Raw genomic sequence first — 22,945 nt, 5'->3', positions numbered from 1 at the left:
AAGTCTTTTCGTGTCGCCTGTTCGCTGCCAATTACTAGCAGCTTCTCAACCGAACTATTCTTCTACATTACAGAGTTCCGCTGCAAATTGCGGCAGAGTCAAAGTAAAAGATGTGCGCCACAAATTGTCAGCTTCTGAACTTTCTGCCGGACAGCTAGACACATCAATAGTACCATTCAAGTGCTGCACTAAACACTTTACCAGAGCAAGACCCAAACCCGTACCGGCGATAGCTTGGTCAGTAATGCCAGTGCCACGGCGGAACTTGTCAAAGATGTGGGGCAAATCAGCCACAGAAATGCCGCGCCCGAAATTAGAAATGCTCAGGACAATATAGCCGGCTGCCTCAGACGCCTCCAAAACTACCGCCGTTCCAGAAGCAGAGTATTTTCCAGCATTCGTCAGTAGTTCCAGTAGTACCCGATTGAGAATGTCCGGGTCAGTTTCCCAGCAAGGGGTCAACTTGGGCAAATCCACCTTAAGAGTCAATTGCTTATCCGCCCACTGTTTTTCAAAATCCCCAGCTAAATCTTGAAATAAACGGTTGAGATCGATTTTGATTAGAGAAATCGGGAATTGCTGAGGCTCAAACTGCTTGAGGGCCAGCAAATCGCTAACCAGAGCAGTTTCCTTAGAACACTGCTGTTCAAGAATTTCGAGATACTTAGTCCGACTCGCTGACGGCAGTTCAGCTTGTTTGAGCATCAGAATCGCCAGTTTCATGATTGTTAAGGGGGTACGCAACTCGTGACTCAGAGTGCTGAGAAACTCGTCTTTAACCAGCTTCAATTTCCGCATTTGCTCTAGCTGATTGGCAGATTGTTCGTACAGTTTCCCCTGCACGTCGAGACTTTGCTGCAACTGAGAGGTTCTGTCTAAAACTACGGTTTGCAATTCCTTAAGCGTTTGAGTTTGGATCATCATCTTGCTCACTTGAGCGCTGACCGATTCGAGAACTTCTAATTCTTCCGGGTTCCAAGTGCGCGCCTTCGAGTGCTGCAAAACCAAGAAACCCAAAACAGTTTCCTGCCCGCTACCGCCCGTGAGGGGAACCAGCAGCAAGCCCCGAATGCCTTGGAGTTTCAAAATTTCTGTGGCTACTTCTTGTTCTTTGGCGATTAATTCGCCTGCGTCAGCGAGGGCTAGGGGTTTGGGTGCGCTGTGGAATGCTTGGTGGCACAAATTAGATTCTGACAGCCAAAAAGCGGGAGAGTTATTGGGTTTTGATTTGGGGATTTTGGATGGGTAATTAGCAGTTTTATTCTGGTTTTTTGTTCTGGATGTTGAGCTTTTTTTTTCGACTGCGTTTTGTGCTATTGGCTGTTTGTTTTGCTCTTTTTTTACAACTGATTCACAAACTAATTCGACTTTTGCTTTGGCAGTTTTATTGGGGGAGCGAGTTGTAAATAGAGGAGCTGTATATTTCAATAGCAGGATTTGGCCTCTATCTACTTCCAGGGTATCGACGGTATTTTGAATAACTTGCTGCAATATTCGATCGACTTCTGAATTGGTGTCGATCGAGGCAGCAACTGACATGAGTAGATTTTTGTATTTAGCTTGTCGCTGTAACTGTTCGTTTAAGCTGGCAATTTCTTGAGTTTTTTGAATGTGAGAAATCGCACTGCTGATCGCGTCTGATGCTGCTTCCATGCGCTGCCGATCGGCTACCGACCACTCGTGAGGTTGCGACTTACCAACAATTATCATACCATTTACAGCCCCTCCAAATCGCGCAGGCCCTGCCAAAATTGCCCGAAAAGGCAGCGCAGTCACAGGGGAATTGGGCGATGAAGTTGCCGGACTATCTTGATAGTCAGATATCGCGACTATCTCACCGTCTGCTAGGACGTTTGCCCAAGCGGGGTGTTCGAGTGATATGCTAGGCGGTTTTAATCTTGTGGTTTGGGGGTGTTCCGGTGTTTCCGTGGAATCCGCAACACCAGCCACATAGGGAAAATCGCTGCTATTTTGCCAGTAAGCATTCGGATGTACTACTTTCTGGTCAACCACAGCAGTAACCAAACAGAAATCTGCCTCCCATGCAGCCCCCAAAGTATTGGCTATTTGCAGCAGCAGGATGTCTCGATCAAAGCTGGTCGCGAGAATTTGGCAAATTTGTCGCCCGATAAGGGCAGGATCGACCTGGAACTGCATAAGACGATCCAGAAATTTTGGGACTGATACTGGTTCTGCGATTTGCGGTAAATGCAAAGTGCAAGACTCTGACGGCGATCGGTCGATCAAAGTAAAGTCTTGATTTCCCGGGCGATCGATCATGGCAACCAAGCCTTTATTCTAAGATGTTTGAGCCGGCTCCCGCTGCCAATCTAGAACCTCTCCATAACTGTCGGCTTGACCGTTATGAGCCTGCTTTCTGTGTTTGTGCAGCCGATCGGCGGGTCGATCGATATGTAAAAATATACCCAGATCTGACCGAGTTCTATTTTCCTGTTTTTTACCCTTGGAGCTCTACGGGATGAACTTTACCATCCTTTACCGGATGATTATCAATCCCATTCCCGCTAATTTTGACGGTTATTAGTAGTATGAAGTTTTTCTAGAGACCGCTTAGTGACACCCATCTCCTCACCCTGTGATGTTTCCTCTTTAAGTTTGTGATCTTAACAAATTTTTATTTTGATACAAATCGGCTGATCGAGTAATGCCGATCGCCAAAATTCAAAATCCCCAAATTATCACTCATAACATAGCTGAGAGTTTCCGAGTTTTTACTCAAAAACTCATTTTTCACCACACCTAGAGCCGCCCAGCGAAGTCTCTGGCTAAATTTATCCCACTTACCTGCTTACTTATTTTGTGCTTCCTCTTGGGCTTTATCGCTATTTTGGCGGTAAAGTGCCGTCCGATTCTGAGCCGTTGTGTAGCGGGGATGCTTGGAAGGCACGGTGGCCATCAAATCGGAAGCTTGCTGCCACTTAGCCGCTACGACTAACCAATCCTGGCGAGATTGAGCGGTTTTGCCCTGGGTGGCTGCTTGTTCGGCTACTCGCACTGCTTGGGCAAAAGAGTCAACAGCAGAATTAACAGTCTCCTTAGAAATTTTCACAGCAGGTTTTGCCTCCGAGGGAGGGGCACTGGCCACTGCTTGGGTGCTGGCTTGGGTGCTGTTTGGCACTTGGGAATTAAGTCCTTTGTGAATGGCGGCCGCTGCAGCGAGCAACAGCACGGTCAAGCTGATGCCGCCGACGATACCGCGCTGAAATTGCCGCGGTTGCTGCATCGATCGAGGTATAGCCATTCTCGGCAAAGCCCGCTTGCCTGCGAGAGCTTGTCGTTCGTGATGGTTGCTCAGAGCTAAACGCTTGAACAAATTCGGCTTTCGGAGTTTAATTTCTTGAGACCACAACAGTTGATTTTCGGGATCGCGGCTAATTTCTTCCAGCCACAGCAGTTGGTGTTCTCGGACAAGCCGGCTGTTGATGTTGACTCGGCGAATATTGTGGGGCGAAATGCGTTCCAAAATTTCTCGGACTCGATCGACCAAACTAGACTCTTCGAGCAGTTGGGGCGTTGCAGCTTCGCACAGCAGTTGCAGCACCCCGTCTGCAAACACAGCTCGGGCCCTGACCCCTACCTGTGCCAGTTCGTCATTAAGGATTTGAATAATCGATGCAACCGAGCCCTCGCGAGCTTGTCGAGCAATGTCATCAATTGGATTGGTCATAAAACTATCTTGACGCTTAGCAAGCTGTTAATTGTTAACCCAAAGTCTCGGATCTAATTTTTACTCATCAGAAAATTGGGTAGAAACCTCGTCCTTTTAGGACGGCTTTATCTTACAATATAATTGGTCAACGACCCACCCGAGACGATGGATCAAACAGCCTATACGAGCGAAGTTCAGCCCAAGGTGCTGGCGGCGAAGCAAAATCGGTAGACCGGGATGCATAGGATAGGGCAATGGTAAACATCCCTAGAATCAAAAACGAAGAAGAATTCCGTTTGGTATTCGACACGTAAAAACCGCAGGGCTTGCGGGGTTAGTCTGTGGAGCGAACATAAGACCAAATCTCTTTTAGGGTGGAGGCAGTTGCGAAGAAGCAGAAATTCAAATCGTGAGGTTTGGGAATCCCCGTCCGCGACGGTCGGGGTGGATGTCAAACAGGTTATCACTGACACTGCCAGGTTAAAATGAACAGATGCAAATCTTGCATACTGATACACTTTAAATTATCACCACAGCATCGAGCGAGGCTAACAGGAAATAAACTATGGGTAAAGTAATTAGCGGTCAAATTTTTGTTGTAGACGACAACATCGATACAGATCAAATTATCCCTGCCGAATACCTGACCCTGGTTCCCTCGAAGCCGGACGAGTACGAGAAACTAGGCAGTTACGCGATGATTGGGTTGCCCGATCGCTACGGTAAGTTTATCGAATCCGGTGAACAGAAAACCCGGTATCCGATTATAATAGCTGGCGAAAATTTTGGCTGCGGTTCTTCGCGGGAGCACGCTCCGATCGCTCTGGGGGCCGCCGGTGTCACAGCGGTGGTAGCTTTGTCTTACGCACGCATTTTCTTTCGCAATTGCTCGGCTACTGGCGAATTGTACCCGATCGAATCAGTTGAGCGGCTCTGCGACTTGTTTGTAACCGGTCAAGAAGTGACGATCGACTTTACAGCAGAGGTAATTGTCAACCACACTCTCGATCGAACTTTCTCGCTCAAGCCTTTAGGAGAAGTAGGGCCAGTGATTGATGCCGGAGGGTTGTTTGACTACGCGCGCCAAACGGGAATGATTGCTGCTCGCTCTTAACTGTTAAAACCCCTGCAATGTAGGGTGTACCACCGGGCGCACCTTACGAATCTCTCCCTGCTCAAACCGCTCCCATCTAGGGTGCGCGAAAATTTTCTCAAATCGACTCAATAAAATTCAATAAAATACGCTGGTGAGCAATGCCAAAAGGTCGCACATCTCTTGACTGCTCAGAATAGCATTTGCCGTCCCGAATCTGCTCGGGAGTCAACAACTTCATATCCCAACCCTCAAGCAAAACTAAATCCTTGACATCCGCACTAAGTTGTGCATGAAAAACGTGGCGAACGACATCTTTTTCGACATCACAACAGAAAAAAGAAACACTTGCAGGAGCATAACTAATTTCTTCTTTCAATTCCCGCAATACAGCCACTTCCGCAGTTTCTCCCGGTTCCAAGTGTCCGCCAAACAAAGCCCAATGTCCGGGATACCTAATATGAGGAATATCGTCCCGCAACTGACAGAGAAACTTGCCGTCTTGGTACAAAATCGCGATCGCAACGTGGATTTTAGTCATGTGTTATTAGTCAGTAGTCATTAGTCATTAGTCATTAGTCATTAGTTATTTAACACGAATACACGGATTAATTATCGAGTAAGCTGTTGCACATTTAAACTGTGAACTAAAATTTGATAAAGTTCTTGTGGGGAGTAGGGGTTGGGCCAGAAAGCCCGCACAAAAAACACGATTTAGATGCACAACAGCTTATTCCTCAGATATTGAATAAGGAAGAGGGAACAAAGAGCAATTATCAAATAACAAACAACAAATAACCAATGCCTATTTCCCCTTGTCTGAACTGGGAGTGCGCTTTAATTGTTCCATTTCCTCAACATAAACTTCACCTAAATCTTTTCCGGCCAAATCCTTCAGAGTAATACTCTTGTAGCGGACTTCTCCCTTCAGCAACACTTCATCGCCAAGCTGGGGCAAAGCTTGGTTAGTTAAAACCCAAATCGTACCCGTACCGTCTTGAAGTTGATAAGCCGCATTCCCCACAAACGGAGCGCGATTTTCCACCTTTCCCCGAAGATAAACTTCAGCATCCACTTGTCGCTTTTGTTGAACGTCGCCAATGCTAGCCACATTAAAGCCAAGATTAAGTTGAGACATGGGTAAATTGCCGCAACTGAAGAAACCGCTGGCGAGGATTAGCGACAAAGAGCTGGTACAGAATCTTTGAACCCAAACTTCCTTAATTGCAGTCATTGGTCAACTGATTTGAGATTTGAGATGTGAGATACGACTTACTTTAACAGAATCCAAAGAATCGATCGCAAGTAAGAAATTTCTCTAGTGTAGTCCTTGACGGGGATTAAGCTAAAATCTAAAATCGTCAGCCCCTAACCCAGAGTCTACAATGGATGCCAAAACTGCTCAAATACTAGATGGCAAAGCTTTAGCGACAAAGATTCAAAGCGAGCTGAGCGATCGAGTCCGCGCCCTACAAGCCCAAAAAGGTCGTCCTCCGGGACTTGCGGTGCTGATGGTGGGCGACAACCCAGCTAGCGCAGCCTATGTTCGCAACAAAGAGCGAGCCTGCGCTAAGGTTGGCATAGCTTCCTTCGGCCAGCATTACCCCGCCAACGCTACTCAAGCCGAACTAGAACTTGCAATTCGTGCACTCAACGAGGACGATCGAGTAGACGGCATTTTAGTTCAATTACCGCTACCAGAGCACTTAGATGCAATTTCGCTGCTGTATCAAATTGCTCCCGACAAAGATGCTGACGGACTTCACCCTGTAAATTTAGGCCGTCTCGTGCGTGGCGAGGAAGGTTTGCGGAGTTGTACTCCCGCCGGAGTGATGCGGTTATTGCAGGAATACCAGATTGATTTAAAAGGAAAAAATGCCGTTGTTTTGGGCAGAAGTATTTTGGTAGGTAAACCGATGGCGCTGATGCTGTTAGAAGCCGATTGTACTGTTACTGTAGCTCATTCGCGGACGAAAAACCTAGAATCGATTACCAATCAAGCCGATATTTTAATAGCCGCAGTCGGCCGCACAGAAATGATTACAGCTAATATGGTCAAACCTGGATCAGTAGTAATTGATGTCGGTATTAACCGCGTCGTCAATCCAGACGGTACGAGCCGTTTGGCCGGAGATGTTGATTTTAATGCTGTTAAAAAAGTAGCCGAATTTATCACGCCAGTGCCGGGAGGAATCGGGCCGATGACTGTTGCTATGCTGTTGGAAAATACCGTTTCGAGTTATATTGAATACGGTTCTAATTGAATTATGATCCACTTGTGAGCCAGTATTGGCTCAAGTAGGGTTAGTAATCTACCAACACACAAAGATTTTAACTATGGCTTTAAAACCCGATCCATCAGGAGCATTGCGCTTAATTGGCGACAACACCTCGGAATTAATTGTACTTTCTCCTGGAGCTCTAACCAATTTCCCTTTAGGAGCTTGGGCGCTCGATGGCAACGATACAGTATATGACAACTCAGGTAGCGAGTTAATCCTGGGAAATGAAGGGGAAGATATTCTCGTAGGTTTTGACGGCAATGATTCTTTATTTGGGGGAAAAGGAAGAGATGGCCTGTATGGAACTTTTGGAAATGACTGCCTCAGTGGTGGTCTAGATGCTGATTACCTTGGTGGACAAGCTGGCGATGATATTTTATTTGGGGGTAGAGGCAATGATGTTTTATCCGGCGCAGGGGGGGATAACACTCTGGTTGGCGGCTTGGGCACAGACTTATTAATTTGTGGGTTTGGCAATAATTTATGCGTTCTGGGAATAGATCCTGCCAATACAGATATCAATTCTAGTAATAGAATCGCAGGTCTTGATCCTAATTTAGATCGCATTGGATTAGCGAGTGACTTAACGGTCAATGATATAGTGTTGGAGCAGGTACAGGATGTGACACTAACATTGAGGCAAGATTTGCCACAAGTTATACTACAATCCCTCGATCCAAATGAGCTCAGCGAATTTAGCGGCTCTGCTTCAGGAACTCTAATCAGAGTCAGGAATTCTAACGCGATTTTAGGTTTTGTAGAGGATGTAACGCCTAATGAACTACAAAGCAGGATTGTTTCCGTTCAGGGTTTCTAGGGTCAGGACAATCACTGGTGGCCTGAAAAACTTATCATATTGTTAGCCACAAATTAACTCCTGATATTTACAGGACTTACGCAGAAACGCTAGTAGTAGGGTGCGTGTTTCGCACCTTACTACTATGGGTAGTGTAAAAATTGACTATGCAGCGTAAGTCTTGTAAAATTATTTACTCTTTGAGTCTGCCTTGGCGGACGAAAGTTGGTGTAGTAGCGATTTCAAGCTCGGATCGAAATCACTAATCACTAAGATTTACCGTGAGAAATTATTGATAGCAACAACGCGAATTCGGCGTTGCCAATCCAGACGCTACGAGTCGTTTGGCCCCAGATGTGGATTTTAATGCTGTTAAAACAGTAGCCAAATTTATCACGCCGGTGCCGGGAGGAGTCGGGCCGATGACTGTTGCTATGCTTTTGGAAAATACCATTTCGAGTTATCTTGAATATGGTTTTAATTGAATTATGACCCACTTGTGAGCCAGTATTGGCTCAAGTAGGGTTAGTAATCTACCAATACACAAAGATTTTAACTATGGCTTTAAAACCCGATCCATCAGGGGCATTGCGCTTAATTGGCGACAACACCTCGGAATTGATTCAACTTTTTCCTGGAGATATAACCAACTTCCCTTTAGGAGCTTGGGCGCTCGATGGGGATGATACAGTAAATGGCTCAGGGGCTAGCGAGTTAATCCTGGGAAATCAAGGGGAAGATATTCTCACAGGTTTTGCAGGCAACGATTCTGTATTTGGGGGAAAAGGAAGAGATGCCTTGTTTGGAGGGGAGGGGAATGATTCCCTCAGCGGTGGTCTAGATGCTGATAGGTTTCTAGGAGGCGCTGGCGATGATATTTTATTGGGGGGGAGAGGCAATGATTTGTTATCCGACGGAGAGGGGAATAACACTCTGTTTGGCGGCTTGGGCAGAGACTTCTTCGAGTGTGGGTTTGACAATAATAATTTATGCGTTCTGGGAATAGATCCTGCCACTACAGATATCAATTCTAGTGATATAATCGAACGTTTCGATCCTGATTTAGATCGCATTGGATTAGCGAGTGACTTAACGGTCAATGATATAGTGTTGGAGCCAGTACAGAATGTGGCATTAACATATACGTTCGATGGGCCGCAAGCTTTACAACCATTACTCCCTCCAGGTCCGGCCGGCACAAGTGGATCTGCTTCAGGAACTCAACCCAGAAGCGGAATTACGGGAGTTTATTCAGGAACTCTAATCAGAGTCAGAAATTCTAACGCGATTTTAGGTTTTGTACAGGATGTAACGCCTAATGAACTACAAAGCAGGATTGTTTCCGTTCAGGGTTTCTAAGTTCAGGACAATCACTGGTGGCATGACAAACTTCTCATATTGTTAGCTACAAATTAACTCCTGATATTTACAGAACTTACGCAGAAACGCTAGTAGTAGGGTGCGAAATACGCACCTTACTACTGTGGGTCGTGTAAAAATTGGCTGTGCAGCGTAAGTCCTGTAAAATTATTTACTCTTTGAGTCCGCTTGGAGTGGACGAAAGTTGGTGCAGTAACGATTTCATGCTCGGATGGAAATCACTAATCACTAAGATTTACCGTGAGAAATTATTGATAGGAACAACGCGAATTCGGCGTTGTCAATCCAGACGGTACGAGTCGTTTGGCCCCAGATGTGGATTTTAATTCTGTTAAAACAGTAGCCGGATTTATCACGCCGGTGCCGGGAGGAATCGGGCCGGTGACTGTTGCTATGCTTTTGGAAAATACCATTTCGAGTTATATTGAATATGGTTTTAATTGAATTATGACCCACTTGTGAGCCAGTATTGGCTCAAGTAGGGTTAGTAATCAACCAACACACAAAGATTTTAACTATGGCTTTAAAACCGGATGCGTCAGGGACATTGCGCTTAATTGGCGACAACACCTCGGAAGGAATTCAACTTACTCCTGGAGATCTAAACAACTTCCCTTTAGGAGCTTGGGCCCTCGATGGCAACGATACAGTAAATGGCTCAGGGGCTAGCGAGTTAATCCTGGGAAATGAAGGGGAAGATTTTCTCACAGGTTTTGCAGGCAACGATTCTGTATTTGGGGGAAAAGGAAGAGATTTCCTGAATGGATCTGATGGAAATGACTGCCTCAGTGGTGGTCTTGATGCTGATTTTTTTCGTGGAGAAGCTGGCGATGATATTTTATTTGGGGGTAGAGGCAATGATGTTTTAGACGGCCAAGATGGGAATAACACTCTGGTTGGTGGCTTGGGCGCAGACTTGTTACTTTGTGAGTTGGGCAATAATTTATGCGTTCTGGGAATAGATCCTGCCACTACAGATATCAATTCTAGTGATCTGATCGCAGGTTTTGATCCTGATGTAGATCGCATTGGATTAGCGAGTGGCTTAACGGTCAATGATATAGTGTTGGAGCCGGTAGAGGATGTGACAGTAACATATAGGTTCGACTTCCCACAAGCTTTACTACAAGTCCTCCCTCCAGAGCTGACCAGCGAATTGAGCGGCCCTGCTTCAGGAACTCTCATCAGAGTTAGAAATTCTAACGCGATTTTAGGTTTGGTAGGCGATGTAACGCCTAATGAACTACAAAGCAGGATTGTTTCCGTTCAGGGTTTCTAAGTTCAGGACAATCAGTGGTAAGCTTACAAACTTATCATATTGTTAGCCCTAAATTAACTGCTGATATTTACAGGAGTTACGCATAAACGCTAGTAGTAGGGTGCGAAATACGCACCTTACTACTATGGGTAGTGTAAAAATTGGCTATGCAGCATAACTCCTGTAAAATTCTTTACTCTTTGAGTCCGCCTCGGCGTAAGAAAATTGGTGTAGTAGCGATTTCAAGCTCCGATCGACTTCACTAATCACTATGATTTACCGTGAGGAGTCTTTGATAGCAACAACGCGAATTCGGCGATAATCTGCAATCCAATTACCATCGCGGTACAGCGCCGATCGCAAACGCTCTTCAACGGAGTGAATTACCTGCGATCGCACATTATTAGACAACCCCGATAAAAACCCACCAGCAAACATCTCAATCCAATTTACCATACCCGCGCTGCCACCTTCTAGGGGAGTCGGGCGATCGAACAAAACCGCATAACCCACATCAAAACCCTGCTTTTCCAAAAGCCCAGCATACTCGCCAATACTCGGAAAATACCAAGGATTAAGCGCTTCAGGCTCCTCGCAGCCAATTTCTGACAAAACACTCAAAAGTGCGCGGACGATCGCCCCCACGTTCCCCTTACCCCCAAACTCAGCCACAAAACGCCCTCCCGGCTTCAGCGCTTTTGCCACACAATTGATCGCAGCATCCGGCTGTTTAATCCAGTGCAAAACCGCATTAGAAAACACAGCATCTAACGGCTCTTCTACTTGAAAACTCCTCGCATCTGCGACAGCGAAGTTAATGTGAGGATAGTTAACCTTTGCCGTGGAAATCATCGACAAAGATGAATCAATACCTTGCACAAAAGCACCACTTTGAGCAATCTTTTCAGTTAACTGTCCCGTACCGCAGCCCAAATCCAGAATTTGTTCACCAGCCTTCGGAGCGAGTAACTCCAAAAGCGATTCGCCGTACTGCCAAACAAAAGCATGATTTTTCTCATAAAGAGCTGTATTCCAAGAATTTTGTGCCATGATAACTACCCTAAATCTGTCTTCTCTTTCTCTGTCTTCTCTTTCTCTGTGTTCTCTGTGTTCTCTGCGGTTAATAAAAAAAATCCTTCTTCACAAAACCAACCAACTTATTTGTTAGCGAGTTGGGCTATCGCAAGTCCCTCGATTCGGCAAACCCTAATGTTTTCCAAAAGGCGCGCTCCCAGCTTTTCATAAAAAGCAATTCCCGGCGCATTGCCAGTATTAACAGTCCATTCAATCCGCCCGCAATTTGTGGACTCAGCAATTTTTGCCAAAGACTTTAACAGCGCTGTACCGACTCCCATACCGCGCAGAGGAGCTTCCACAAATAAATCATCAAGCCAAAGACACGGCTGCGTCAATAAACTTGAATAGGAGGAATAAAACATAGCAAATCCTACCGCTTTTCCCGCAATTTCCGCCAACAAAACCCGCACTAGCGGAGACTGGCAAAACAACGTTTGCTGCAATTTTTCTGCTGTTGCTGCCAACAAATTTTTAGAGCCATCAAACTCGCTTTTTTGCGAAATAAAATCCACGATTAATTCCAAATCTGCCAGCTCTGCTTCTTTAATTTTGATATCCAAATTAGCCATTGTTTAATTCTCCACTTCGCCTATTAATCACTGTATGAAATATCATCATCAATGTCCAATATATGTTTAACTAACAACTTAGACTTTTAAAATATCAATCATTGGGACTTATGGAACTTCGGCATTTGCGTTATTTCATTGCAGTTGCAGAGGAACTGAATTTCACTCGTGCAGCCGAAAAACTGCATATTGCCCAACCTCCGCTGAGCCAACAAATCCAGCATTTAGAGGCAGAGTTGGGGTTTCAACTGTTTCGCCGCACCAAGCGGACGGTGCAGTTAACGGCAGCGGGACAGGTTTTTTTCGAGGAGGCCGGGAAAATTCTGCAGCAAGTCGATCGAGCAATTCAACTCGGCAGACAAACCAGTCGGGGCGAACTCGGCCAACTGACGATCGGCTTTGTGAGTTCTGCCGCACACAACGTGGTTCCAGCGATTTTGCAGGCGTTTCGCACTCGGTGTCCCGCCGTTAAGCTCGAACTGCACGAACAGACGACAAACGAACAGTTGCAGCGGCTGCGGTTCGGGCAAATTGATATCGGCTTCGTGCGTCCTCCGGTTGAGGAAGACGGGATAAATTCTGAAATCGTTTTTCGAGAACCGCTGATTGTGGCATTGCCAGAAACGCATCCGGCGGCCGATCGCACGCATCTTGAATTACGCGAACTTTCCACGGAACCGTTCATTTTGTTTCCGCGTTCCCAGGCTCCGGGATTGTACGATGCGATCGTCAGTCTTTGTCAACAAGCAGGTTTTAGCCCTCGCGCAGCTCAAGAAGCAATTCAAATGCAAACCATTGTGAGTCTGGTAGCCGCCGAGATGGGAGTGGCGATCGTCCCGGCGTCGATGCAAAATTTCCAGCGCAGCGGGGTTGTTTACAAAGCGTTACCAGAATCAACCTGCATTGTGGCAATCGCTCTGATTTGGCGAAGCGATCCAACGGCGGCGGTGGAGCGGTTTTTGGAAGTCGCCAGACAGCAGCAGCGGATTTGAGATTTGAGATTTGAGATTGTAAATTTTAGATTGACTGGTAATTTGACAAAGTTATCAAAACTCAAAGATTTTCTGTGCAACAACACCCGTAGAATGATTAATTGATGCTCGGAGTTCGAGCAACTACTGCCGTAAAAGTCGGCACGCTCCGACCTGAACGGCTCAGAATATCCCACATAACTATTCAGTACAAGAGAGCAAGGGATGGTATTGGCAACAGAAATGGGTTCGTCCCAACCGGAATCCTCTTTCGACCTATCTACTTATCTAGTCAATCGAAAAGAGGCGATCGAGGTAGCTCTCGACAGTGCACTGCCGGTCATCTACCCAGAGAAAATCTACGAAGCAATGCGCTACTCGCTGCTAGCGGGGGGCAAGCGCCTGCGTCCGATCCTGTGTCTCGCTAGCTGCGAACTGGCCGGCGGCACTACATCTATGGCAATTCCGACAGCTTGCGCTTTGGAAATGATCCACACGATGTCGCTGATTCACGACGATTTGCCGGCAATGGACAATGACGACTACCGGCGCGGCAAACTGACGAACCACAAAGTCTACGGCGAGGATATCGCCATTTTGGCTGGCGATGGTTTGTTGACCTATGCTTTTGAATTTATCGCTACTAAAACTGAGAACGTACCCCCCCAGCAGGTGTTGCAGACGATCGCCCATTTGGCGCGGGCATCGGGTGCTGCTGGACTCGTAGGCGGTCAGGTGGTTGACTTGGAATCCGAAGGAAAGACAGATGTTTCTCTGGAAACTTTGAATTACATTCATGCTCACAAAACAGGGGCGCTGTTAGAGGCCTGCGTAGTTTGTGGGGCGATTCTGGCTGGGGCCTCAGCAGCAGATTTGCAGCGGCTGTCTCGTTTCGCTCAAAATATTGGGCTGGCTTTCCAGATCATTGACGACATTCTGGATATTACTGCTACTCAAGAAGAACTGGGCAAAACTGCTGGCAAAGATGTTCAAGCAGGAAAAGTCACTTATCCGAGTTTGTGGGGAATTGAGGAGTCTCGGCGCCAAGCTTCGCAGCTTGTTGCTGATGCTAAGGCTCAATTGGCAGTGTTTGGGAGCAAAGCTCTACCGCTGCTGGCGATCGCCGATTTTATTACCAGCCGCAGTAACTAGAAATACTAAACACTATGCAGGAAATTTGCAGCGGCATCTTAAACAATCATGTACTCGTGGTTGCTTTGCTTGCTTGTCTGGCGGCTCAGATCATGAAGTTGCCGATCGAGTTGGTCAAAAATCGCAAGTTTAATCTTCGGTATTTGGTAACAACGGGGGGAATGCCCAGCGCTCACTCGTCTTTTGTGGGCGCTTTGGCTGCTGGAGTGGGACAAACGATGGGATGGGAAAGTCCAGACTTTGCGATCGCTGCGATCTTTGCAATTATTGTCATGTACGACGCTGCAGGCGTTCGCCAAGCAGCAGGCAAGCAAGCTCGCATCCTCAACCAAATTATTGATGAGTTTTTTGAGGAAGATCACAACCTTAATGAGGCTCGCCTGAAAGAGTTGCTAGGACACACTCCTTTTCAAGTGCTTGTAGGTTTGGGGCTGGGAATCACTATTGCTTGGATCGCAGGGCCTGCATATTAGTTAACTGTTAACTGTTGACTGTTGACTGTTGACTGTTAACTGTTAACTAATGACTACTGACCGAATTCTGCTTGCAGCAGGTCATCGTTGTCATCGGCGATCGTGGCGACAATAGTAATAACCCGAGAAATTTCCCCGGCCGAGATTTCGGCGATCGTCCGAGTAGATATTACCGCAACTTGATTGTCAACAATCGCAAAATGAGATTCCAAAGTAGACAGCCAATTCATTTCTAGAAGTTTCCGCATTAATTGAGCTTCATTCTTCGCCGGCAACTGCAGTACAAAAGCCCAAACAGTCAAAGTATCATCTTCGGTGTCGCCGGTGAGTTGCACGAACACTTCAACACTGCCGTACTTAAACTTCCAAAGATGTCCGCCAGCTTCATTTTGACCGACCATCACTTTTTGGTCTACAGCCATGCTGGCGATGACAGTTTCAATTTCTTCTGCATAGGTGACGGCTGTGGCTTTTTCGACCTGCTCGGAGGCGATCGCGCTTTCACTCGATAGGCTTTCTGCGGAAGCTGTTTGTATGTTCGGCTCGCTGGTAGTCATAATTATATTTAGATGGAAAACTATTCCAATAATCAGTTTACTGGCTAAAGCTTAAAATTATGATTTTAAATAACTGGTTCCGAGGCTATGCCAAGGAACCAGTATATCTCGCTTGTTTGCGGAGGCAGACGCAAGTTTGACTGGCAAAGCGGTTTCAAGCAGGTGCGCGATCGTTTTTAAGCCTTGGGCTTAGTCGCCGCCGCCTTCTTCTCAATGTTATTCAAGCCGTTGAGGAACATCGGCACCAATTTCTCCACAAATGCCTGGGGGTCGCGGTTCCAGGCGCGCTGAGCTACATCGACTCTGGTCATTTGCAGATCCGGGGCCAGGAGGGTTCTGGGCAAGCGTTCCATCAGGTATTGCGGGCGTTCCCACATCGGCATGGTGTTGGCAATATCCACGAGGCGGGTGACGCGACGGAGTTCGGCCCCCAGCATGATATCCATTCCCGATTCAAATGCTGCTTGTTCGATCGCCACATACTTGCGCTTTGCCTGTTCCACCTTTTGGCGGTGTTCCGGGCTTTTGTCGGCGATTTGGGCCAGCCAGCGGTTGCCCCAGCGGACGTGACCAGCTTCTTCGGGAAAAATCTTTTCGATTGTTTCGCGGATTTTGACGTTTTCTGCGGTTTGGGGAGCCTGTTTGAGGGCGTGGATGTGCGCTGAGAAGTATTCGCAGCCCCGCTTCTCGGTGACGTTAATCGCGGCGAGGGAAGAAATTACGAAGTCTTCGCGGTTTGTGGTGGGGTCTTGTTGTTCGCTGTCATACAACCTTTCAAATTCGTCAATGTAGGAGACTCCCGGCGGCGTTCCCACATTTTGGCCGAGGTCTACCAGCAAGTCGGTGAGCCACATAGCGTGTCGCGCTTCGTCGGAAATGTGCCGGGAGAGGTCGCGCACGAGTTCGGCTGGTTCCCCGTTTAGCTGTTCGATCACCTCGGTGAGGTCTTTGCAACTGCGCTGTTCGCTGTAGCGGTAGCGGTTGAGGGTGATCAGGTGAATTTCGCGATCGCGCACTACATTAGCTAAAATTTCGCGCGCTCCCATTGCGTTGCGAAGCTTGCGGGGATAGGCAACAGTCATGGTTTTATGTTGTTTTGTAAAGATACCTATATAAGTGTAACGCAGTTTTTGGGCTTCCTAATTCACTCGCAAGGCAGAAAGTTATTGTTTAGCACGGATATTCAGTTTTATACAGACAATTTTTTTACTAGCTCAACCAACGAAAATAATTTGGAGTTGCGAGCCATACCATTTTAGATGTTAGATTTTAGATTAAAAATGACTGATGACTATCAGGGTTGGGAGCTTTTATACAGTTAGATTATTTTTTTAAACTGCTATCACGCAAGGGTGGCGCGGATCGCAGAAAGCAATCTCACGCACTCAAAACTCTTCAGGTTCCGTCGAGTCTGAAGCCTCAACACTAGCAGACTCTTGTTGAAATTTTCGCGCCTCTTCTACTTCTAACCTAGCCAAAGTTGTCGCCACATCGGCTAACTGTAAAGCCAGATTCATCCGACAAACCGGGTTTTTTTCCCTCCACAGGTCTTTTGCCAAGAAATGTACTCGATAACGAAACATTTTAATTGAATTTGGCGGAGTAACTTTCACGGTCATAGTCTTTCTTCGGTTGAAGTTTGAATGCGGAGCAGCACCCGTTGTAGCTCCAAGTAAACAAATGTCAGCATGATTACTTTATCTTCATCGGTGATTGTAACACTACAGGTTGCCGATCGAGGTTCAACGCCTTCGTGCCTGACAACTACAGTATATTTTCCCGGCTTCAGGTTATCAAAATTCACATCGGCCTCAAACAGGTCAACTGTCTCCTCGGCCAGCACTCGTCCTTCTTGAGTCAGTAAAGTGACAAACGCAATGCCGTCAACTGAAGTCATGGCGACGTTACTCTGATTGCGGATCATCACAAAAATATCGGACATCATTGGGTCATTGGTAATTGCTAATTGCTAATTTAGAATGAGTGCAGAATCTCACAAACAAAGGAGCATAAATACGGTGAATCATTTCAAGTTTTTGCTAATTTTTACTATTAGTGCAGCGGTTCTCGGTTTAGGAAAAAGTGGGGTCCTAGCTGCTATCTCAAATATCTCTGAGAATGAGCCTGGTTTGCAGCTTCACGGCGTGCGGGTTGCTCAAAGGGACGATCGCAATTTAAGCAACTCGAAAGGTACATTAAAAGAAGGCAGTGCCCTCTCTATCGATCCTGATGAAGTTACGGGCATACCACAAGCTGAGGCGCGACAGCGTTTCATTTTGAATAAGATATATCGGGTTCAGGAAGGCACTACCGCTGACGATTTGTTTATTGTTGATGAGAAAGCAAATAAATGGGCTGTAGAGGATGTCTCTGAGGCTACAATGGGCCCTACTACTAACAGCGTTGCCCAGATAGTGTCGGGTAACGGGAGAGTCTGGGCGCTGATCCAGAAGTTCTAAACTCAAAAAGAACGCCGCTTTTAAGGGCGGCGTTCTTATTAATTAAAAATCACCGTTAAAAATGGTATAATTACCAGTTTTAACTTTTAATTTTCAATTATTAATTTTCTAACAGTCGTAGTAGAGAGCAAACTCGTAGGGGTGAGGACGCAGCCGCATTGGGTTGACTTCATTATCGAGTTTGTAGGAAATCCAAGTTTGGATGAAGTCTTCGGTAAATACGCCGGTTTCAGTTAAGAAACTGTGGTCTTTTTCTAAAGCTTCTAAAGCGCCTTCCAAGGAACCGGGAGTCGAAGGAATCTTGCTCAATTCTTCAGGGGAAAGGTCGTAGATATCCACGTCCAAAGGTTCGCCCGGATCGATTTGATTCTTGATGCCGTCTATGCCGGCACACAGCATGGCTGCAAATGCTAAATAGGGGTTGGATGTGGCATCGGGACAGCGGAATTCTAACCGCTTGGCTTTGGGGTTGGTTCCCGACAACGGAATCCGCACTGATGCCGATCGATTTCCTTGAGAGTAAGCTAAGTTTACAGGCGCTTCAAAACCAGGAACTAAGCGCTTGTAGGAATTTGTTGTGGGATTGGTGAGTGCCAAAAGTGCCGGGGCGTGCTTGAGAATTCCGCCGATGTAATGCAGTCCCATTTGACTGAAACCAGCATATTGATCGCCTGCAAATAGAGGTTGGCCGTCTTTCCAAATCGACTGGTGAACGTGCATCCCGGAACCGTTGTCGTTAAATAGCGGTTTGGGCATGAAGGTGATGGTTTTGCCGTATTTTTTGCCGACGTTTTTGATTACGTATTTGTAAGTCAGTAAGTAGTCGGCGGCTTTTACCAAAGTATCAAAGCGGAAGCCGAGTTCGCATTGACCGCCGGTGGCGACTTCGTGGTGGTGCTTTTCGATGGGTACGCCGCATTTTGCCATTGTCAGCAGCATTTCCGTTCTCATGTCTTGAGAGGTATCGGTTGGTGCTACTGGGAAATAACCTTCTTTGTAACGCGGTTTGTAACCGAGGTTGCCGCCTGCTTCTTCTTTGCCGGAATTCCAACGACCTTCGATCGAATCTACGTAATAGTAGCCGGAATTTTGGGTTTGGTCGAAGCGAACGTCGTCAAAAATAAAGAATTCTGCTTCCGGGCCAAAGAATGCTGTATCGCCGAGACCGGTCGAAAGCAAGTAGTCTATGGCTTTTTGGGCAATGGTGCGAGGACAGCGACTGTACGGTTGGCCGGTGCGAGGTTCTTTGATGCTGCAAATGAAGCTGATGGTAGGTTCTGCCATGAACGGGTCCATCCAAGCGGTGGTCGGATCGATGACCATCGTCATGTCTGATTCGTTGATGGCTTTCCAGCCCCTAATGCTGGAACCGTCGAAGGGTACGCCGTCTGTGAATGCGGTTTCGTCGATTTGGTCGTGGTACAGGGAAAGGTGCTGCCAGATCCCCGGCATATCGATGAATTTGAGGTCAACGATCTGGATCTTATTTTCTTGTATGTAGTTTAAGGCTTCTTGGGGTGTCTGGAACATGACTTACTCCTGATATTGGTTGTGTCTTGGCGATCGGCCGATTTCAGACTGTGTGGGCGATCGTAGGCCTTCAGTATCCACTATTTTGTATCTATGGCTACAAAATTTTGAAATAGCGGCCCAGTGCGGTCGGGCAGTTCGAGATTCTTGCCCTGTGGATTATTTGTCGGCTGAAGATACAAGGCAAACGGCTGAATTTTACGACAGTTTGCCGCAGATAGACTACCCTTGGTGAAAATCCTATCTCAAATCTTAATCAAACGCCGATTTGTAGTAGTCTACAATAGGCGGTCTGTCTCAGATAGCAAAGTATTGATAAAGATTTTTGGGAGAGAAACTTATGCGCGATGCAGTGACGAGCCTGATTGAAAATTATGATGTTGCTGGTAGGTATTTAGACCGAGATGGTATCGATCGGTTGAAATCTTATTTTGCAACGGGCACGGCACGGGTACAGGCGGCGGCTGCGATTAACAGCAATGCTGCGGCAATTGTCAAGCAAGCTGGTATCCAGCTATTTGCTGAACAGCCAGAACTGATCCGTCCCGGGGGAAATGCCTACACGACTCGTCGCTACGCGGCTTGTCTGCGGGATATGGACTACTACTTGCGCTATGCTACTTACGCCCTGGTAGCTGGAAGTACCGACGTGCTCGACGAGCGCGTGCTGCAAGGTTTGCGAGAAACTTACAATTCTCTAAGCGTTCCCATTGGCCCGACGGTGATGGGGATTAGCATTATGAAGGAGATGGTTAAGGCTCAGGTGGAAGCTGCTGGCTTGTCTGTGGGGCCTTTTTTGGATCAGCCTTTTGATTACATGATTCGCGAATTGAGCGAACAAGATATTTAAGTCAATTTGCTAGTTCTTTTAGCAGCAAATTGCACTTGTGGCTTGCAGTTAGCAGCAGTTGGATCGATCGCTTTTTTTGGCCTCACAGCCTCCAAGCGATCTTTTTTTATGGGTTAGAAAATTTTAGATTAAAGATTTCAGATTAAAAATTATAGATTAAAAATTATAGATTAAAAATTTGAATAATTGGGAATGACTGATGATTTAAGGGTTTGGAGCTTCCCTATAATTGCATTCTTGTTTGAAACGGGTGCTAAAAATCGTCAACACATCCCCAGACGAGGCATTTGTCTAGGGGATTTTTGGTTTGGCGCCGATCGATTTGTGCGGTGGTTGTTGCTTCTACTTCGCCATTGGGGTAAAGAATGTGGATGATGTCACCGCTGACGAAGGCGAGGGGATTGTCTTGACAATTGCCCGAATTTCTGATAGGAAAGTTAATTGTTTTCATTGTCGATCGTCCTGATGGTATTTGTAGTGCTTTTAGCTGCATATAAATCATCCGCTAGTCGCAAAAATTATTGTGTGATTCTACGGATGTTTATCTGTGATAAAACTACACACTCAGAGCGATCCCAGTCACATCATGTGAGGTGGGGCGATCGCCCCGCGACAATCGCAAAACCAAAATAATCGCCAAAAATTAGCAGTGGGGCTTGTGCGTAAGTGCTAATCTGGTACTGTTCTTAACCCTATCCGTACAGATTAAAAACCTTGGCTAAACAGCGACTAGACACTTTATTGGTCAGCCTAGATTTGTGCAGTTCCAGACAGCAAGCTCAGGCCTTGATTCGGACTGGAAAAGTCTCTATCAACCAGCAGGTAGTTGACAAACCGGGCACTGAGGTTGACATTGCAGCAAAAATTCAGATAAAAGAGCGATCGCGCTATGTTTCCAGAGGCGGTGACAAATTAGCCAAAGCTTTAGAAGTTTTTGCGATTCCCGTTGCAGGCAGAATTTGTCTCGACGGCGGCATTTCCACAGGCGGTTTTACCGACTGTTTGCTGCAAGCCGGCGCGGCCCTAGTGTACGGCGTAGACGTTGGCTACGGTCAAGCAGATTGGGGCTTGCGTAACGATCCAAGGGTAATTTTGAAAGAACGCACCAATTTGCGGTACATGACTGCTACTGAGCTTTATGGGGAGTCACCCCCCCCAGCCCCCCCTTGTCAAGGGGGGGAGCAAGATTCTTTGCCAATAGGGGTTTATGCAGATTTGGCGGTAGTAGATGTGTCGTTTATTTCCCTGGATAAGATTTTACCGGCGCTGTGGGAATTGTTGATACCACCGCGAGAAGCAGTGTTGCTGGTAAAACCGCAGTTTGAGGTAGGGCGCGAGAGAGTCGGGAAAAAAGGCGTAGTGCGAGACTCCGCAACTCAAGCTGATGCGATTTTTCAAGTGTGGAAGGCAGCCACAGCTTTAGGATGGCAGCAACGCGGCTTAACGTGGTCGCCTTTACTTGGCCCGGCCGGTAATATCGAGTATCTTTTATGGTTGGGGATCGATCGCGAACAAGAAACAGACCACAGGGCGATCGAAGAGGATGTTGTGAAGGAACGGATCGCACAAGTCACCAAAGCGGCCGCGCGGGAACTTGTCGATCGATTGTAGATTGTAGATTTTAGATTGATTTCAAGAGGTCAAGCTAATCAATTTTAAAAGTCAAATTTGGAACTCCAGATTGCTCTAAAATTTTCAATTTTTTTGTCAATCAGACTCCTAAACTTTCACAAGAGTGAATAATTCCATGCAATCATTCAAACAAGCCGGTTCGATTTTACTGTACGTTCTAGGTGGCATCGGGTATGTGGCGATTGTAGCTACTATTGTAGGCGTTTCAATGCTGATAAAGTGGGCGGCTCTGCTACTAGCTGACAAATTATTATATACAATTCTGATTATCGGTGATTTGTTGAGGGGCATCGAAATTATTGAACTGTTAAATATATTGATATTTGCATTTATCGGTATGGGAGTGGGTGTGGCGACAAATCTTCTACCCCCTAAATACGGTCGCAAAGTTAGTGCAGCTTTCTTGATAGTTATAGTTCCCTTAGTGTTTATGATTACGCCAGCCATCAGATATAATTCTTGGCTGGTAAAAGTAGGAGAATCTGATAAATTATCGCCTCCGGAAACTGCAACATTAACTAACTCATTTTTGAATAGAAAAGTAGGAGTGCCAGGTTTTATCGGTTATTACGTATATACTGGTCAGTTTCCGGTTATTCCGACGAAACAATCTGAGATGAAAGACCTCGACAGCTTTGAAAAAAAAGTTAATTCCAGATTTGTACAGTTAACAGGTATTGCTCCGACTATTGTTTCTTGGTCAATGCGGGTTTGTTTTTGGCTGATTAGAATATTTTACTTTTCTATAGCGGTAATTGCGACCATCGCGCATTTTAGAGAAGGTGTGAGAATCGCGAGACGGTAATACGATTTTCGATTTTCGATTTTCGATAGATCCTAAGCTGTTGTGCATTTAAATAGAATGTCAAAAAACAATCTAATTCTTGTGGGGAGTAGGGGTTGGGCCGTCTAGCCCGCCCTGAATATGCAATTTAAATGCGTGACAGCTTAGCTCTTCGATTCTTAAGAAATAACGCTCTTCTGACCGAAAGCATCCAGGATACAAGCTCCCCGATTCATTCCGAAAGCAGACTCAGGACCGGTGAAATAAAAAACCTGTATCCGATGAAACTTGCCGAACGTATTTCTCTCGCGCAAGTCAATGCTTCAATCTAAAATCCCACATTCCGCAGATGTGATTATCTTACTGGTATTTTTCAAAAATCAAAGCCATAAAGCTTTTTTTAGTCTAACTA

General features: G+C 46.3%; 25 protein-coding genes and 1 pseudogene. 14 read left to right on the top strand and 12 right to left on the bottom strand.

Annotated elements, in window-relative coordinates:
• Window positions 1–54: 54 nt before the first annotated feature.
• Entirely contained in the window at window positions 55–2,280 is a 2,226-nt protein-coding gene (locus QUB10_RS27855; RefSeq protein ID WP_333206443.1) for an ATP-binding protein, read from the bottom strand.
• A gap of 529 nt (window positions 2,281–2,809) precedes the next feature.
• On the bottom strand, window positions 2,810–3,688 hold the full coding sequence (locus tag QUB10_RS27850; RefSeq protein WP_333206442.1) for a hypothetical protein: 879 nt from the start codon (window positions 3,686–3,688) through the stop codon (window positions 2,810–2,812).
• 547 nt (window positions 3,689–4,235) lie between these two features.
• On the opposite strand from QUB10_RS27850, the gene QUB10_RS27845 reads away from it, so the two are divergent.
• A complete protein-coding gene (locus QUB10_RS27845; RefSeq protein ID WP_333042404.1) occupies window positions 4,236–4,784 on the top strand; it encodes a LeuD/DmdB family oxidoreductase small subunit in 549 nt (182 codons plus the stop codon).
• A 97-nt stretch (window positions 4,785–4,881) separates the two neighbouring features.
• Here QUB10_RS27845 and QUB10_RS27840 read toward each other — a convergent pair whose 3' ends face one another.
• Entirely contained in the window at window positions 4,882–5,304 is a 423-nt protein-coding gene (locus QUB10_RS27840; RefSeq protein ID WP_333206440.1) for an NUDIX hydrolase, read from the bottom strand.
• A gap of 264 nt (window positions 5,305–5,568) precedes the next feature.
• The gene (locus QUB10_RS27835) at window positions 5,569–5,997 is read right to left on the bottom strand and encodes a DNA-binding protein (protein ID WP_333206439.1); all 429 of its coding nucleotides are present in this window, start codon (window positions 5,995–5,997) and stop codon (window positions 5,569–5,571) included.
• Window positions 5,998–6,148: 151 nt separating this feature from the next.
• Between QUB10_RS27835 and folD the strand changes: the two genes are divergently transcribed.
• The 6 genes and pseudogenes from folD (at window position 6,149) to QUB10_RS27805 (ending at window position 10,500) form a co-directional block, all read left to right on the top strand.
• Entirely contained in the window at window positions 6,149–7,027 is an 879-nt protein-coding gene (folD, locus tag QUB10_RS27830) for a bifunctional methylenetetrahydrofolate dehydrogenase/methenyltetrahydrofolate cyclohydrolase FolD (protein WP_333206438.1), read from the top strand.
• 73 nt (window positions 7,028–7,100) lie between these two features.
• The gene (locus QUB10_RS27825; RefSeq protein WP_333206437.1) at window positions 7,101–7,862 is read left to right on the top strand and encodes a calcium-binding protein; all 762 of its coding nucleotides are present in this window, start codon (window positions 7,101–7,103) and stop codon (window positions 7,860–7,862) included.
• A gap of 335 nt (window positions 7,863–8,197) precedes the next feature.
• Window positions 8,198–8,326: a hypothetical protein gene (locus QUB10_RS27820; RefSeq protein ID WP_445300797.1), complete on the top strand. Its 129-nt coding sequence runs from the start codon at window positions 8,198–8,200 to the stop codon at window positions 8,324–8,326.
• Window positions 8,327–8,399: 73 nt separating this feature from the next.
• On the top strand, window positions 8,400–9,200 hold the full coding sequence (locus QUB10_RS27815; RefSeq protein ID WP_333206436.1) for a calcium-binding protein: 801 nt from the start codon (window positions 8,400–8,402) through the stop codon (window positions 9,198–9,200).
• 297 nt (window positions 9,201–9,497) lie between these two features.
• Window positions 9,498–9,665 (top strand): annotated as a pseudogene (locus QUB10_RS27810) (bifunctional 5,10-methylene-tetrahydrofolate dehydrogenase/5,10-methylene-tetrahydrofolate cyclohydrolase); the annotation flags it as partial.
• A 73-nt stretch (window positions 9,666–9,738) separates the two neighbouring features.
• A complete protein-coding gene (locus QUB10_RS27805; protein ID WP_333206434.1) occupies window positions 9,739–10,500 on the top strand; it encodes a calcium-binding protein in 762 nt (253 codons plus the stop codon).
• Window positions 10,501–10,755: 255 nt separating this feature from the next.
• On the opposite strand, the gene QUB10_RS27800 is transcribed toward QUB10_RS27805, so the two are convergent.
• Both QUB10_RS27800 and QUB10_RS27795 read right to left on the bottom strand, forming a co-directional pair.
• The gene (locus QUB10_RS27800) at window positions 10,756–11,529 is read right to left on the bottom strand and encodes a methyltransferase domain-containing protein (protein ID WP_333206433.1); all 774 of its coding nucleotides are present in this window, start codon (window positions 11,527–11,529) and stop codon (window positions 10,756–10,758) included.
• Window positions 11,530–11,636: 107 nt separating this feature from the next.
• Complete coding sequence (locus QUB10_RS27795; protein WP_333206432.1) at window positions 11,637–12,125, bottom strand: GNAT family N-acetyltransferase; 489 nt, start codon at window positions 12,123–12,125, stop codon at window positions 11,637–11,639.
• A 110-nt stretch (window positions 12,126–12,235) separates the two neighbouring features.
• Between QUB10_RS27795 and QUB10_RS27790 the strand changes: the two genes are divergently transcribed.
• The 3 genes from QUB10_RS27790 to QUB10_RS27780 all read left to right on the top strand — a co-directional run bounded on the left by QUB10_RS27790 (window position 12,236) and on the right by QUB10_RS27780 (window position 14,721).
• Entirely contained in the window at window positions 12,236–13,117 is an 882-nt protein-coding gene (locus QUB10_RS27790; RefSeq protein WP_333206430.1) for a LysR family transcriptional regulator, read from the top strand.
• Between the two features lie 204 nt (window positions 13,118–13,321).
• Window positions 13,322–14,248 (top strand): geranylgeranyl diphosphate synthase CrtE, encoded by a 927-nt coding sequence (crtE, locus tag QUB10_RS27785; RefSeq protein ID WP_333179856.1) that lies wholly within the window; start codon window positions 13,322–13,324, stop codon window positions 14,246–14,248.
• Between the two features lie 14 nt (window positions 14,249–14,262).
• Entirely contained in the window at window positions 14,263–14,721 is a 459-nt protein-coding gene (locus QUB10_RS27780; RefSeq protein ID WP_242722198.1) for a divergent PAP2 family protein, read from the top strand.
• 53 nt (window positions 14,722–14,774) lie between these two features.
• Here the strand turns inward: QUB10_RS27780 and QUB10_RS27775 are convergent, their stop codons facing one another.
• The 4 genes from QUB10_RS27775 to QUB10_RS27760 form a co-directional block, all read right to left on the bottom strand.
• On the bottom strand, window positions 14,775–15,278 hold the full coding sequence (locus tag QUB10_RS27775) for a YbjN domain-containing protein (protein ID WP_333206429.1): 504 nt from the start codon (window positions 15,276–15,278) through the stop codon (window positions 14,775–14,777).
• 176 nt (window positions 15,279–15,454) lie between these two features.
• Window positions 15,455–16,360 (bottom strand): ferritin-like domain-containing protein, encoded by a 906-nt coding sequence (locus tag QUB10_RS27770; protein ID WP_333206427.1) that lies wholly within the window; start codon window positions 16,358–16,360, stop codon window positions 15,455–15,457.
• A 303-nt stretch (window positions 16,361–16,663) separates the two neighbouring features.
• The gene (locus QUB10_RS27765; protein WP_333084936.1) at window positions 16,664–16,897 is read right to left on the bottom strand and encodes a hypothetical protein; all 234 of its coding nucleotides are present in this window, start codon (window positions 16,895–16,897) and stop codon (window positions 16,664–16,666) included.
• Window positions 16,894–17,223, bottom strand: a complete 330-nt coding sequence (locus QUB10_RS27760; RefSeq protein WP_333206426.1) for a hypothetical protein — start codon at window positions 17,221–17,223, stop codon at window positions 16,894–16,896. The genes QUB10_RS27765 and QUB10_RS27760 overlap by 4 nt, the downstream gene beginning before the upstream one ends.
• Before the next feature lie 34 nt (window positions 17,224–17,257).
• On the opposite strand from QUB10_RS27760, the gene QUB10_RS27755 reads away from it, so the two are divergent.
• Window positions 17,258–17,737: a hypothetical protein gene (locus QUB10_RS27755; protein WP_333206424.1), complete on the top strand. Its 480-nt coding sequence runs from the start codon at window positions 17,258–17,260 to the stop codon at window positions 17,735–17,737.
• 108 nt (window positions 17,738–17,845) lie between these two features.
• Here QUB10_RS27755 and glnA read toward each other — a convergent pair whose 3' ends face one another.
• A complete protein-coding gene (gene glnA / locus QUB10_RS27750; RefSeq protein ID WP_333206423.1) occupies window positions 17,846–19,267 on the bottom strand; it encodes a type I glutamate--ammonia ligase in 1,422 nt (473 codons plus the stop codon).
• A gap of 340 nt (window positions 19,268–19,607) precedes the next feature.
• Here glnA and apcB point away from each other — a divergent pair, with 340 nt between their 5' ends.
• Window positions 19,608–20,117 (top strand): allophycocyanin subunit beta, encoded by a 510-nt coding sequence (gene apcB / locus QUB10_RS27745; protein ID WP_293258696.1) that lies wholly within the window; start codon window positions 19,608–19,610, stop codon window positions 20,115–20,117.
• Window positions 20,118–20,370: 253 nt separating this feature from the next.
• Here apcB and QUB10_RS27740 read toward each other — a convergent pair whose 3' ends face one another.
• Window positions 20,371–20,568, bottom strand: coding sequence for a hypothetical protein (locus tag QUB10_RS27740; RefSeq protein ID WP_333157409.1), 198 nt, complete (start codon window positions 20,566–20,568; stop codon window positions 20,371–20,373).
• 263 nt (window positions 20,569–20,831) lie between these two features.
• Between QUB10_RS27740 and QUB10_RS27735 the strand changes: the two genes are divergently transcribed.
• Together QUB10_RS27735 and QUB10_RS27730 are read left to right on the top strand one after the other, a co-directional pair.
• Window positions 20,832–21,728, top strand: coding sequence for a TlyA family RNA methyltransferase (locus QUB10_RS27735; protein WP_333206421.1), 897 nt, complete (start codon window positions 20,832–20,834; stop codon window positions 21,726–21,728).
• Between the two features lie 136 nt (window positions 21,729–21,864).
• Complete coding sequence (locus QUB10_RS27730) at window positions 21,865–22,554, top strand: hypothetical protein (RefSeq protein WP_333206419.1); 690 nt, start codon at window positions 21,865–21,867, stop codon at window positions 22,552–22,554.
• Window positions 22,555–22,945 lie beyond the last annotated feature (391 nt).

This window comes from Microcoleus sp. B5-D4 (assembly GCF_036705145.1).
Classification (GTDB): Bacteria; Cyanobacteriota; Cyanobacteriia; order Cyanobacteriales; family Microcoleaceae; genus Microcoleus.
Note: the sequence above shows the minus strand (reverse complement) of the source record. Positions and strands in the feature narration are given on the sequence as shown.